The organism is Virgibacillus senegalensis (assembly GCF_000821245.2).
Classification (GTDB): domain Bacteria; phylum Bacillota; class Bacilli; order Bacillales; family Amphibacillaceae; genus Sediminibacillus; species Sediminibacillus senegalensis.
Genome location: NZ_LN611424.1, coordinates 38,266 through 51,394, shown reverse-complemented (window position 1 = coordinate 51,394; position 13,129 = coordinate 38,266). Strand labels below are relative to the sequence as shown.

11 protein-coding genes are annotated in these 13,129 nt (G+C 43.3%); 7 read left to right on the top strand and 4 right to left on the bottom strand.

Features of this window, described 5'->3' with window-relative positions; genetic code table 11:
• Window positions 1–252 precede the first annotated feature (252 nt).
• From jag to rpmH, 4 genes are all read right to left on the bottom strand, one after another.
• Window positions 253–870 (bottom strand): RNA-binding cell elongation regulator Jag/EloR, encoded by a 618-nt coding sequence (gene jag, locus BN1067_RS04605; RefSeq protein WP_053217718.1) that lies wholly within the window; start codon window positions 868–870, stop codon window positions 253–255.
• Window positions 870–1,652: a YidC family membrane integrase SpoIIIJ gene (gene spoIIIJ / locus BN1067_RS04600; RefSeq protein WP_053217717.1), complete on the bottom strand. Its 783-nt coding sequence runs from the start codon at window positions 1,650–1,652 to the stop codon at window positions 870–872. The genes jag and spoIIIJ overlap by 1 nt, the downstream gene beginning before the upstream one ends.
• A gap of 94 nt (window positions 1,653–1,746) precedes the next feature.
• Window positions 1,747–2,088, bottom strand: a complete 342-nt coding sequence (rnpA, locus tag BN1067_RS04595) for a ribonuclease P protein component (RefSeq protein ID WP_053217716.1) — start codon at window positions 2,086–2,088, stop codon at window positions 1,747–1,749.
• A 421-nt stretch (window positions 2,089–2,509) separates the two neighbouring features.
• Window positions 2,510–2,644 carry a 50S ribosomal protein L34 gene (gene rpmH, locus BN1067_RS04590; protein ID WP_019377820.1) on the bottom strand — a complete coding sequence of 45 codons (135 nt, stop codon included), beginning with the start codon at window positions 2,642–2,644 and terminating at the stop codon, window positions 2,510–2,512.
• A gap of 1,185 nt (window positions 2,645–3,829) precedes the next feature.
• Between rpmH and dnaA the strand changes: the two genes are divergently transcribed.
• From dnaA to gyrA, 7 genes are all read left to right on the top strand, one after another.
• A complete protein-coding gene (dnaA, locus tag BN1067_RS04580; RefSeq protein ID WP_053217714.1) occupies window positions 3,830–5,182 on the top strand; it encodes a chromosomal replication initiator protein DnaA in 1,353 nt (450 codons plus the stop codon).
• 230 nt (window positions 5,183–5,412) lie between these two features.
• Window positions 5,413–6,555, top strand: a complete 1,143-nt coding sequence (gene dnaN, locus BN1067_RS04575) for a DNA polymerase III subunit beta (RefSeq protein WP_053217713.1) — start codon at window positions 5,413–5,415, stop codon at window positions 6,553–6,555.
• A 183-nt stretch (window positions 6,556–6,738) separates the two neighbouring features.
• Window positions 6,739–6,960 carry a S4 domain-containing protein YaaA gene (yaaA, locus tag BN1067_RS04570; RefSeq protein WP_053217712.1) on the top strand — a complete coding sequence of 74 codons (222 nt, stop codon included), beginning with the start codon at window positions 6,739–6,741 and terminating at the stop codon, window positions 6,958–6,960.
• Window positions 6,961–7,000: 40 nt separating this feature from the next.
• Window positions 7,001–8,113: a DNA replication/repair protein RecF gene (gene recF / locus BN1067_RS04565; protein ID WP_053217711.1), complete on the top strand. Its 1,113-nt coding sequence runs from the start codon at window positions 7,001–7,003 to the stop codon at window positions 8,111–8,113.
• Between the two features lie 15 nt (window positions 8,114–8,128).
• Window positions 8,129–8,413 (top strand): extracellular matrix regulator RemB, encoded by a 285-nt coding sequence (gene remB / locus BN1067_RS04560; protein WP_053217710.1) that lies wholly within the window; start codon window positions 8,129–8,131, stop codon window positions 8,411–8,413.
• Between the two features lie 41 nt (window positions 8,414–8,454).
• A complete protein-coding gene (gene gyrB / locus BN1067_RS04555) occupies window positions 8,455–10,371 on the top strand; it encodes a DNA topoisomerase (ATP-hydrolyzing) subunit B (protein WP_053217709.1) in 1,917 nt (638 codons plus the stop codon).
• A 134-nt stretch (window positions 10,372–10,505) separates the two neighbouring features.
• On the top strand, window positions 10,506–13,055 hold the full coding sequence (gene gyrA / locus BN1067_RS04550; RefSeq protein ID WP_053217708.1) for a DNA gyrase subunit A: 2,550 nt from the start codon (window positions 10,506–10,508) through the stop codon (window positions 13,053–13,055).
• The last annotated feature ends 74 nt before the right edge of the window (window positions 13,056–13,129 follow it).

Below are 13,129 nucleotides of genomic sequence, written 5' to 3'. Positions count from 1 at the left end.
GATAATACCTAGAAGAATGGCTGATTTCCCTGAACTTTTCTATCTCATGATTTCTCCTGACACGTAACAAAGTTGGAAAGTTTTCTGCAGATCCTCGGCTAAAAGCAGGCTCCCAAGCTAAACAGACAAACGCTGAAGACTCGATGGCAAAAAGCATTCATTTGCCTGGACAGCCGGTGATGACCATTCATGCATAAAAAAACCCGGATGTCGACACAAGGTTCGACATCCGGATTGGATTATTCCTTAAGATTATGATGGTTTAATGACTACGTGCCGGTTTGGTTCCACACCGGCTGAAGTAGTGGTTACCTTCTTATGATGCTGTATAGCCGTATGGATGATCTTTCTTTCGTAAGAAGGCATCGGCTCCAAATTGACATCTTTACGGGTATTGACCGCTTTATCAGCCATTCTTTTGGCTAGATTGGTCAATGTTTCTTTACGCCGGCCGCGATACCCTTCTGCATCCACTACTACTGTATAACGTTTATCCGCGTAACGATTTAACACGAGTTGGACCAAGTATTGCAAGGCATTCAACGTTTGGCCCCTTTTTCCGATCAATACGGCGATTTTGTCACCTGAAAGATCAAAGGTCACCTGTCTGTCGGTGACAGTCGTTTCCACTTCCACTGCCGTGCCTAACTCAGCAATGATCTCCTTGAGATAGGCTTCTGTTTTTTGAATCGGATTTTGCGCAATAGATACTTTGACAATCGCTGGTTTAGAACCAAAAATTCCCAGAATTCCTTTTTTTCCTTCATCAATAATGTCAAGTTCAACTTGGTCCCTAGAGGTGTTTAACTGCTTCAATGCTGATTGGACCGCATCTTCAACTGTTTGTCCAGTAGCAGTTACTTGTCTCACTATTTCGTTCCTCCTGTTTGAGCATCCTTGTCCTTCATCATCGGCTTTCTGATGAAGATCGTCTGGGCAACCATGAAGATGTTACCGACTACCCAGTACAGCGCCAATGCCGATGGGAAGAAAATAGCTACGACACCGATCATGATTGGCATCATGTAAAGCATCATCGTCATTTGCGGCATCATGGCATTCTGGCTCGTATTAGTACCTGCCATCATTAGTTTTTGCTGCAAGAAAGTGGCTCCGGCAGCGACGATAGGCAGGATAAAGAAAGGATCCGGTTCTCCTAGCTGGAACCAGAGAAAGCTATGCTCTTTGATTTCCGCTGTACGCATGATCGCCTGATAAAAAGCAATCAAAATCGGCATTTGTACAATTAATGGTAAACAGCCGGCAAGCGGGTTGACTCCGTTTTTCTGGAACAGTTCCATTGTTTCCTGCTGTAGTTTTTGCTGGGTATTGGCATCCTTTGAACTGTACTTTTCCCGGATTTTTTGCAATTCCGGCTGAATGTCCTGCATCGCTTTCGAGCTTCTCAACTGCTTGATATTCAGCGGCAGTAATACCAATCTGATTAAAATGGTAACGATAACGATGGAAAGACCATAATTTTCGTTAAACATATTGGCTACATACGTAATCAGCTGAGATAACGGGTAGACAAACCATACATTCCAAAAGCCTTCGCTTTCTGCTGTAATATCCTGGTTTACCTGTGTACACCCGGAAAGCAATCCTAGTAATACAGTCAAGGCCATTAGCAATAAGACCTTTTTACGCAATATACTTCCTCCTTACTTCTCTATCTTCGATGTAAATTATACTAATAGTATTCTATCATGTATCTATCAGGTGTTCTATATAAAATAGAGCTGCTCATCTGGAAAGCAGTTTAGACTTTGACAAAACATGCGACAAGCTTTTTTTCACCTGGTGAAAATCCATATCTTTTGCAGGCTTGCGGGCGATGACAATGATATCATAAGTATCTGCCACCCGCTCGTCCAATTCCAGAAATGCCTGTCTTAGATAGCGCTTTATCCGGTTGCGGACCACTGCATTGCCGATCTTCTTGCTGACCGACAAACCGATGCGATAATGTTCCTGTCCCGTTTTAGGCAAATAATAAATAACCAGCTGCCGGTTGGCAAAGGATTTTCCTTTTTTAAATACATGTTGAAATTCTTCATTCTTTTTCAAGCGGTACGCTTTTTTCATGTAAAATCTCCTCCAACTGAAGGTAAGCGCTGAGCGGACTTCAGAGGATCCGTGAAGTAACCGATAAACTTTAGGAAAGAAACCTGGGACAGCCAAAAATTTCTGGTTGGGCCCGGGCCGCACCTTGAGAATATGTCCAAATTTTTATACACCAGCGATCTCCTCTGCCAACATTCTATCCTTTACCATTATGTAAAGAAAAACAGCTGCCTTTTCTTAGGAAAAGCAGCGGATCCTGTTTACTATCGTTTCCGGAAAAATGGCAGAAAAACCCTACCCACAGGAAAAACCCAAAAAGGCCGTGTTTATGTAAGAGTAAATCAGCCAACAATAACAGATAATTTGGGTCCGCCCTGGAGATGATCGCTGCAAAATTTTTTAGCTAAAAGTGGAAAAAAGACCACTGAAAATCTTCAGTGGCCTATGCAGATAATACTTTTCTTCCTTTACGGCGACGACGAGCTAGAACTTTACGTCCGTTCTTCGTGCTCATGCGGGTACGAAAGCCGTGAACTTTTTTACGTTTACGATTATTTGGTTGAAATGTACGTTTCATCTATAACACACCTCCCTGAGGATGAAAAAATTCTTCTAATCAAGACAGTCCCGTTCATTATACGGAAAAGAGGTTTAATCTGTCAACTTGTTTTAAAACAATCGACTCAACTTACCTTTGCCAATTTAAGGATCTCCCCGATGCTCGTTCCTTTGATTGTTGATTGAAAGTTTTTCCGTGTTTTATACCAATCTGCTACATAATAAGAATTCAGTATATATAGATACCCATAACAAGATGTGTGATAATCCGGTGTTGCGGAAAAACATTCACTTCCGTGGGGAAAACTTCAGCCAGGGTACTACATGAATCAACTTCTTCGCTCCTTTGGATCGAGGAAGCCCACTACGTAGTTAAACTGGGAGACACACACAACCATCCGCCGGGGTCCTCAGGCTTTTCCTTGCGGAGGAAATACCCGAAGACTCCTCCAAATACAAACCAATTCCCTTCGTTCGGTGTGTCGCTGCCGTAGCCTTCCTTGTCCAGCGGGAGAAAAGGCCACGGTGAAATCCCGCGGAGCTTTAGCTCGAGGAAGCTCACCAGCCGCCCGCGCAAAGCGAAGGATACTTCCGGAGCGATGGATGACTCCTCCAACCCTGCTCTTCTACTAGTAAACTTGTCCAACACCACACCATCCTATAAATTTCCTTCCCCCTACCTGTTATAGCACAGCGCAAATAAAAAAAGGTTTTCCTTTATCTCCTAGTATAAAATAAGCTTTGACAGTTATCCACATGGCTTGTACACTACTTTTTCATGACTTACTTTTTTTCCACATTGGTTATCGACAAATTAATCACAAAATATAGTGTTGTGGATAGATTCTGTCTACAACCTGTAGTTTTTGTGGATAACTGTCGAAAAACCATTGCGCCTTCTCGATTTATTTGATATTATATTTGTGTTTTAACAGTTGAAAACATATCGGCGAAAATACTTTTATCCACAGATTGTGGATAGTGTGTGGACATTTACACACATGCTTGTTTTTAAAGTTATCAACAACGTTGTGGAATACTTCGATAATCGGATCTATCCCCTGTAATGACCGTATCTTTTTATCCACATTTACTTATTGATTATTTGTATACCTTTCGATCTTTCTCTCGACAAACTATTCAAGAAAGATTGCGAGAGGTTTTTTATTTCCTTCTTTACTTATATGAAAGGGGTGACGACGGGTTGGAGAACATCCAAGAGCTATGGACAAACACGCTGAAATCCATCGAACAAAAAATTAGTAAACCTAGCTATGACACATGGTTGAAAAATACCAAGGCGGACCAGCTGGATGATGATACACTAGTCATTTCGGCTCCGAACGAATTCGCCCGTGACTGGCTCGAAAGTCGATACACCAATTTGATATCCGACGCTTTATTCGAAGTTACCGGTGCCGAATTAAAAACAAAATTCATTATCCCGGAAACGGTACACGAACCAGATGACGTCAAACCACCAGTTAAAAAGGTTCCCGATATCAAAAATAACGATAATGGGGAATCACCAAAATCGATGCTTAATTCGAAATACACCTTCGATACCTTTGTTATTGGCTCTGGCAATCGTTTTGCCCATGCCGCCTCGCTGGCTGTCGCAGAAGCTCCGGCTAAAGCCTATAATCCTTTATTTATATATGGAGGTGTCGGATTAGGAAAAACACACTTGATGCATGCGATCGGTCACTATGTGCTGGACCATAAACCAGATGCGAAAGTGGTCTATTTGTCTTCCGAAAAATTCACGAATGAATTCATCAATTCCATTCGCGATAATAAGGCTGTTAATTTTCGGAACAAATACCGCAATGTCGATGTGCTTTTAATCGATGATATTCAGTTCCTGGCCGGAAAAGAACAAACCCAGGAAGAATTTTTCCATACCTTCAATACCTTGCACGAAGAAAGCAAACAAATTGTCATTTCCAGTGACCGGCCGCCAAAAGAAATCCCGACACTGGAGGACCGGCTTCGTTCCAGGTTCGAATGGGGATTGATTACAGACATCACCCCTCCAGATTTGGAAACAAGGATTGCCATTTTGCGCAAAAAAGCAAAAGCAGAGGGACTCGATATTCCGAATGAAGTCATGCTTTATATCGCCAATCAAATTGATACAAATATTCGCGAACTGGAAGGGGCGCTGATCAGGGTTGTCGCCTATTCTTCTTTGATCAACCAGGATATTGATGCCTCATTGGCTGCGGAAGCGTTGAAGGACATCATCCCGAGCTCAAAACCAAAGGTCATCACAATCGACGCCATCCAGGAAATCGTCGGCGAACGCTACAATGTGAAATTAGAGGATTTTGCGGCGAAAAAGAGAACAAAATCAATTGCGTTTCCTAGGCAAATAGCGATGTATTTGACGAGGGAATTAACCGACTATTCCTTGCCGAAAATCGGGGAAGAGTTTGGTGGACGAGATCACACGACCGTGATCCATGCGCATGAAAAGATTTCAAAAATGATCAGCCAGGATAACTCGCTGCAAAAAGAAATCGAGGAAATCAAAGAACAGCTAAAATCACTATAAACAGCTTTTATTTCTTTTCTTTCTATGGATGTAAGTTGTCATTTCTGTTTTCCACATGTGAATAACGTGTATAACTGTTTCAAACTTACTAACAATCTATCCACAACTGGATAAGCTTTGTTTCCTGGGAAGATTTCTAGTTATCCACATAATCACATGCCCTATTACTATTACTACGATTTTTTTATTAATAAAATATATATAATATACTTCCCCTAGGAGGATTATTGATGAAATTTGTAATTCAACGCGATGAATTGATGAATAGCGTACAACATGTCATGAAGGCCGTTTCTTCCAGAACGACAATTCCGATACTGACAGGGATAAAAGTAGAAGCAGGAGAAGAAGGAATCAAATTAACGGGAAGTGATTCTGATATATCGATTGAATCCTTTATCCCAAAAGAAGAAGACGGAATCGTTTATGTGGAACAAATAGAACCTGGAAGTGTTGTATTGCAGGCAAAGTATTTTCCCGATATTGTCCGTAAACTTCCGGAAAAAACGGTAGAGATAGAAGCGGATGAACATCTGAAAGTCACGATTCGTTCAGGCGGATCCGAGTTCCACTTAAATGGCCAGGATGCACAAGAATATCCACAGCTGCCTCAGCTTCATACGGAAGACAGCTTTGAGTTACCCACAGATTTATTGAAAAACCTGATAAAACAGACCGTTTTTGCTGTATCGACTGTGGAAACCCGACCGATTTTGACGGGAGTCAATTTGAAAGTGGAAGAAGGCCACCTTCATTTCATCGCAACAGACAGTCATCGCCTGGCGTCAAGAAAAATTCCATTGGATGAAGCAAATGCCCAAGTGAAATTTTCGTCCGTCGTCATCCCGGGTAAAAGTTTAACTGAGTTAAATAAAATATTGGAAGGCAGTGAAGATTCCGTTCAAATCAGCGTGACGGAAAATCAAGTATTGTTCCGGACCAAGCATTTATACTTCTTGTCCCGCCTGCTTGACGGAAATTATCCGGAAACTTCCAGGCTTATTCCAGAACAAAGCAAAACGATCGTCCACAGCGCGACGAAAGAACTGCTTCAATCAATCGACCGTGCTTCTCTTTTGGCGAAAGAAAGCAAAAATAACGTTGTCCGGCTGATGACAAAAGAAAATAATCAAGTTGAAATAAGCAGCAATTCACCAGAGGTTGGGAATGTAACCGAGGAAGTAGCTGCCCAGTCTATCGATGGGGAAAATCTAAAAATTTCCTTTAGTGCCAAATACATGATGGACGCATTAAAAGCGATCGACAATGACCAGGTAAGAATTGAATTCACCGGAGCAATGCGCCCATTCATCATCAGACCGATCGACGACGATCAAATTTTACAATTGATTTTACCTGTAAGAACGTACTAATCCTAAAAAAACTCTTGCTGGAGCAATCTGGTGAGAGTTTTCCCTTTTTCAGCCGTATTTGTCATGCATTTCTATGCAGGTATTAGGAAAACGTAAGGTTACAGGGATAGCTTTGGGGAAGTGCTTTTCATATTCCAAAATGTTTAGTAAAATAAATAGAAGGCATAAAAGACAGGTGATAGGATGAACGAAGAAATCGAAATCAATACGGAATATATTCAACTAGGTCAGTTTTTGAAACTGGCCAATATTTTGGAAACCGGCGGTATGGTAAAATTGTTTTTGGCCGATTATCAGGTACTGGTAAACGGTGAGCTGGAAAATCGCAGAGGCAGAAAACTGTACCCTGGCGATACTGTGGAAATAGAGGAAGTTGGTTCTTTTACTGTGGCTAAACAAAAGTGACGGTTTTTCCTCGTGAACCAGGAAAAGAAAGGGAATTCGGATGCATATTAACCAACTAGCCCTGAAGAATTACCGGAATTATGAGCAAATGCAACTAACCTTTGATGATAAAATTAATGTCATAATCGGCGAAAATGCCCAAGGTAAAACGAATCTTATGGAGGCCATCTATTTATTGGCCTTTGCAAAGTCACATCGGACGCCGAGGGACAAAGAACTTGTCCAATGGGAGAAAGAGTATGCTAAAATAGAGGGGAATGTTTCAAAAAGAAACAGAAGCTTCCCCCTGGAAATCATCATCTCTTCCAAAGGCAAGAAAGCCAAGCTGAATCATCTTGAGCAACGGCGCTTGAGTGACTATATCGGAGCGATGAATGTGGTCATGTTCGCACCGGAAGATTTAAATCTTGTGAAAGGCAGTCCACAAATCCGCAGGCGTTTTATCGATATGGAAATCGGACAAATTCAGCCCACCTATATCTATCATTTAGTTCAATACCAGAAAATCGTCAAACAACGCAATCATTTGTTAAAAAATTTACAAAGAAAACAGCAGGCTGATCGTACGATGCTGCAAGTGTTGACGGAGCAGCTGATTGAGCATGCTGCCTTTATCATAGAAAAACGATTTACCTTCCTGGATTTGTTAAGGAAATGGGCGGATCCAATTCATAAAGGGATCAGCCGCGGGATTGAACAACTGGAAATAAACTATCAGGGCACGATAGAGGTATCAGAAGACAGTAATAGGGAAAAAATAACAAGTATCTACCAACAGCGATTTGCGGGAGTGGAAGAGAAAGAAATTGAAAGAGGAACAACACTGGTAGGACCTCACCGCGATGATTTGCTGTTTCTTGTCAATGGTAAAGACGTGCAGACGTATGGATCACAGGGGCAACAGCGCACGACGGCTCTGTCCTTGAAATTGGCTGAAATAGAGTTGATTTACAACGAAGTCGGCGAGTATCCAATACTGCTGCTTGATGATGTGCTAAGTGAACTTGACGATTATCGTCAATCCCACTTGCTGAACACCATACAAGGAAAAGTTCAAACCTTTGTATCGACCACCAGTGTTGACGGGATTAAACACGAAACATTGGAAAAGGCTGAATTATTCCATATTGAAAATGGAAAACTCGTCACGTAGAAAAGGGGGAAAACGTTGTTTATTCATATTGGAGATGATAATGTCATTCGTTCTGAGGAAGTAGTGGCGATTATCGACCACCAGATTGTTGCTTCCTCTACGATTAATGAGCAAATGCTTTTCAATCAGCGCAAAAATAAAAAAGTGCTGGACCCCTCCGAAGAAGGGACGAAATCAATCGTCATCACAAAAGATTATATTTATTACAGTCCCTTATCCGTGCTTACGTTAAAGAAGCGGGCGAGCATGATTTCAACGATTAGTAAATTAGAAGACTATTCGGAGTCTTTTGAAGAATAGAAACCAATGGATCAAACCCTTGAGAAGTGTAGGTGAAAGAGTTGGCAGATAATATAGTAAATGAGCAAGCGTATGATGAAAGCCAGATTCAGGTATTGGAAGGTTTAGAGGCTGTCAGAAAAAGGCCGGGTATGTACATCGGATCTACCAATGAACGCGGCTTGCATCACTTGGTATGGGAAATTGTCGATAACAGTATTGACGAAGCATTAGCCGGTTACTGCGACACCATCCAGGTCATCATCGAAAAAGACAACAGTATTACCGTAACCGATAACGGACGCGGAATTCCAGTAGGGATTCAGGAAAAAACCGGCCGGCCAGCTGTGGAAGTAATCATGACTGTATTGCACGCCGGAGGAAAGTTCGGCGGCGGTGGATATAAAGTATCGGGAGGTCTCCATGGTGTAGGGGCATCGGTCGTAAACGCTCTATCGACTGAATTGAACGTATATGTCCACCGAGACGGAAAAATCCATCATCAGGGTTTCAAGCGCGGTGTACCGGACGGCGAACTTGAAATAGTCGGTGAGACGGATACGACAGGCACCCGTACCCATTTCAAGCCTGATCCGGAAATATTCGATACTGTCCGATACAACTACGATACATTGGCTCAACGCCTGCGCGAGTTGGCGTTCCTTAATAAAGGCCTTACCATCACCATTGAAGATAAGCGGGAAGAAAAAGAACCGGAAACTTTCTTCTTCGAGGGTGGAATCAAGTCTTATGTGGAACATTTGAACAGGTCCAGAGAAGTGTTGCATGAACCTTTCTTTGCGGAAAAGGAAGAAGAGGAAATTACCGTGGAAGTGGCATTGCAATATAACGATGGCTTTGCCAGCAATATCTACTCCTATGCCAATAATATTCACACATATGAGGGAGGAACCCACGAATCAGGATTTAAGACCGGATTAACCCGGGTGATCAATGATTATGCCCGCAAAAACAATATGTTCAAAGAAAGTGATCCGAATCTCTCTGGGGACGATGTCAGGGAAGGACTGACTGCCATCATCTCCATTAAGCACCCTGATCCGCAATTTGAAGGACAGACCAAGACGAAGCTGGGAAATGGAGAAGCGCGGGCAATTACCGACCAGGCATTTAGTGAGATGTTTTCTAAATTCCTATTTGAAAATCCCGACTCCGCTAAAGCCATCGTTGAAAAAGGGCTGATGGCTTCCCGTGCGAGAATTGCAGCTAAAAAAGCAAGAGAACTTACGAGACGGAAAGGGGCACTGGAAGTATCCAACCTCCCCGGAAAGCTGGCGGATTGTTCTTCTAAGGATGCAACGATCAGCGAACTGTATATCGTAGAGGGAGACTCTGCCGGTGGTTCTGCAAAACAGGGAAGAGACCGGCACTTCCAGGCGATTCTTCCGTTAAGGGGAAAAATCATCAATGTGGAAAAGGCGCGTTTAGACAAAATCTTATCTAATAACGAAATCCGCATGATCATTACAGCACTTGGTACCGGTATCGGGGAGGATTTTGACATCTCCAAAGCACGTTACCACAAAATCGTAATCATGACGGACGCCGATGTGGATGGCGCCCATATCCGTACGTTATTATTGACGTTCTTTTATCGATATATGCGTCCATTGATTGAAAACGGCTATGTATATATCGCACAGCCGCCTTTATACAAAATCCAGCAAGGCAAAGCAGCTTACTATGCTTACAATGATAAAGAGATGGAGCGCATCCTTAGTGAGATTCCTAAGGCGCCAAAACCAGGCTTACAGCGTTACAAAGGGTTGGGGGAAATGAATGCGACCCAGTTGTGGGAAACAACCATGGATCCTGATTCACGAACCTTGCTGCAGGTAGGTTTGGAAGATGCGATGGATGCCGATCAAATCTTCGATGTATTGATGGGTGACAAAGTAGAACCAAGACGGAATTTCATCCAGGACAACGCTCAGTACGTCAAAAACCTTGATGTCTGATTGCAAGCTTTTCACGTAAAGAGATAGAGAAACATTTTGCAGAGACCGGCTTGTAATGGAATACCGCAACGACGAAGCTATCTTGCTTTACCATTCTCCAGTCTCTCTTCCTCATTTTGATAGGAGGTAATCCCATGGTGGATCAACAACGTCCGCAAGTTCAAGAAATAAATATTAGCCAGGAGATGAGAACCTCATTTTTGGATTATGCCATGAGTGTTATTGTCTCCAGGGCCCTTCCCGATGTCCGGGACGGTTTAAAGCCAGTACACAGACGTATTTTATATGCCATGAACGACTTAGGCATGCATTCTGATAAGGCGTACAAAAAGTCGGCGAGAATCGTCGGTGAAGTAATCGGTAAATATCATCCGCACGGTGACTCTGCCGTGTACGAAGCGATGGTCAGAATGGCACAGGATTTCAGTTACCGTTACATGCTGGTAGACGGTCATGGAAACTTTGGATCTGTCGACGGTGACTCGGCAGCTGCCATGCGTTATACAGAGGCAAGGATGTCGAAAATATCGATGGAATTGCTGCGGGATATCAACAAGGATACAATCGATTACACCGATAACTATGACGGTTCAGAAAGAGAACCAGTCGTTTTCCCATCCCGTTTTCCTAACCTTCTTGTCAATGGTGCTTCGGGAATTGCGGTCGGAATGGCAACCAACATCCCTCCGCACCATTTAGGGGAGACAATTGATGCGGTACTTGCTGTCAGCAAGGATCCTGACATTACTATCGAAGAGTTGATGGAGAATCATATTTATGGCCCAGATTTTCCGACGGCTGGCCAAATCTTAGGCCGAAGCGGAATCAGAAAAGCGTTTGAAACCGGAAAGGGATCGATTACCATCCGGGCAAAGGCTGCGATCGAAGAACATGCAAATGGCAAGTCCGATATCATTGTGACGGAACTGCCGTATCAGGTAAACAAAGCCAAACTGATCGAAAAAATCGCCGATTTGGTACGGGACAAGCGGTTGGAAGGTATTACCGACCTTCGTGATGAATCAGACCGAAATGGCATGAGGATTGTCATAGAGCTGCGCAGAGACGCCAATGCGAATGTTGTTTTAAATAACCTTTATAAGCAAACAGCGCTGCAAACCTCTTTCGGAATCAACATGTTGGCACTGGTGGACGGCCATCCAAAAGTGTTGAACTTGAAACAAACGCTTCAGCATTACCTTGAGCATCAAAAAGTGGTAATCAAACGTCGGACGGCTTATGAGCTCAAAAAGGCGGAAGCCAGAGCTCACATTCTGGAAGGCTTGCGAGTGGCCCTTGATCATCTTGATGAAGTGATTACCCTGATTCGGCAATCGAAAACAACCGATATTGCCAGGGAAGGCTTGATGAATCAGTTCGACCTTTCAGAAAAACAAGCGCAGGCCATTTTGGATATGAGACTCCAGCGCTTAACTGGACTGGAAAGAGAAAAAATCGAAGAAGAGTATCAAGAACTGGTCAAGCTGATTGAAGAGCTTCGTGCTATTTTGGCAGATGATGAGAAGGTTCTGGAAATCATTCGGGAAGAGCTGACCGAGATCAAAGAGCGTTTCAGTGATGAAAGACGGACGGAAATTGTCATCGGCGGTACAGATTTCATTGAAGATGAAGATCTTATCCCGGAAGAAAACATTGTTATTACCTTGACCCATCAAGGCTATGTCAAACGGTTGCCTTCTTCTACTTACCGTGCGCAAAAACGCGGCGGAAGAGGTATCCAGGGGATGGGGACCAACGATGATGACTTCGTAGAGCATTTGGTTTCGGCTTCCACGCACAGCCGGATTCTCTTTTTCACGAATAAAGGGAAGGTATACCGGTCCAAAGGTTATGAGGTCCCTGAATTCGGACGGACTGCTAAAGGGATACCGATTATCAACCTGCTGGAAATCGAAAAGGACGAATGGGTTAATGCAGTAATTACAGTCGACGAGTTCGATGACGACAACTATTTGTTCTTTACGACGAAACAAGGAATTTCAAAACGGACAAAGCTGTCCCAATTCGCCAATATCCGGAAAGGCGGATTGATTGCACTTAACTTGCGTGAAGATGACGAATTGATTTCGGTCCGTCTGACAGATGGAACGAAGCATATTATGATCGGCACCCAAAATGGATACTTGATCCGTTTCCCAGAGGATCAAATACGTTCAATGGGGCGTACTGCTTCAGGAGTGAAAGGAATATCCTTAAGAGGCGACGATAAGGTAGTCTCGATGGAAATCATTGAAGATGGCCTGCACGTCATGAACGTAACGAGCAATGGATATGGTAAGCGAACGCCTGCAACCGAGTACCGGATCACGAACCGTGGCGGGAAAGGGATATTCACGTCCAACCTTACTGAGAAAACCGGCAAAATCGTAGCAGTTAAAGCTGTTACAGGCGAGGAAGATATCATGATTATTACGGAAGCAGGTGTATTAATCCGGATGCCTGTCGAAGGAATTTCGATTACTGGTCGTAATACGCAAGGGGTTCGCCTGATTCGATTGCAGGAAGGCGAGGAAGTAGCGACAGTGGCTCGCATCGAAACAGAAGAAGAAGTCGAGGAAGAATTGCCGCCGGAAACCGTCGAAGAAAACGAACAAGTCCCGGTCGAACCCGGCAAAATAGAAGAATTACTGGAAGAAGCGGAAGAAGACGAAGAAGAAGAGTAATCCCAACATTCTTTTTCAGGTGGAAACGGGCTGACTGAGAGATACAGATCAGCCCGTTTTTGCCATCAATACTG

What these genes read in the sequence shown, in the direction of transcription:
- yaaA (WP_053217712.1), top strand. Translation starts at nt 6,739, where the DNA reads ATGAACGAAGAAATCGAAATCAATACGGAATATATTCAACTAGGTCAG.
- recF (WP_053217711.1), top strand. Translation starts at nt 7,001, where the DNA reads ATGCATATTAACCAACTAGCCCTGAAGAATTACCGGAATTATGAGCAA.
- dnaN (WP_053217713.1), top strand. Translation starts at nt 5,413, where the DNA reads ATGAAATTTGTAATTCAACGCGATGAATTGATGAATAGCGTACAACAT.
- gyrA (WP_053217708.1), top strand. Translation starts at nt 10,506, where the DNA reads ATGGTGGATCAACAACGTCCGCAAGTTCAAGAAATAAATATTAGCCAG.
- rpmH (WP_019377820.1), bottom strand. Translation starts at nt 2,644, where the DNA reads ATGAAACGTACATTTCAACCAAATAATCGTAAACGTAAAAAAGTTCAC.
- rnpA (WP_053217716.1), bottom strand. Translation starts at nt 2,088, where the DNA reads ATGAAAAAAGCGTACCGCTTGAAAAAGAATGAAGAATTTCAACATGTA.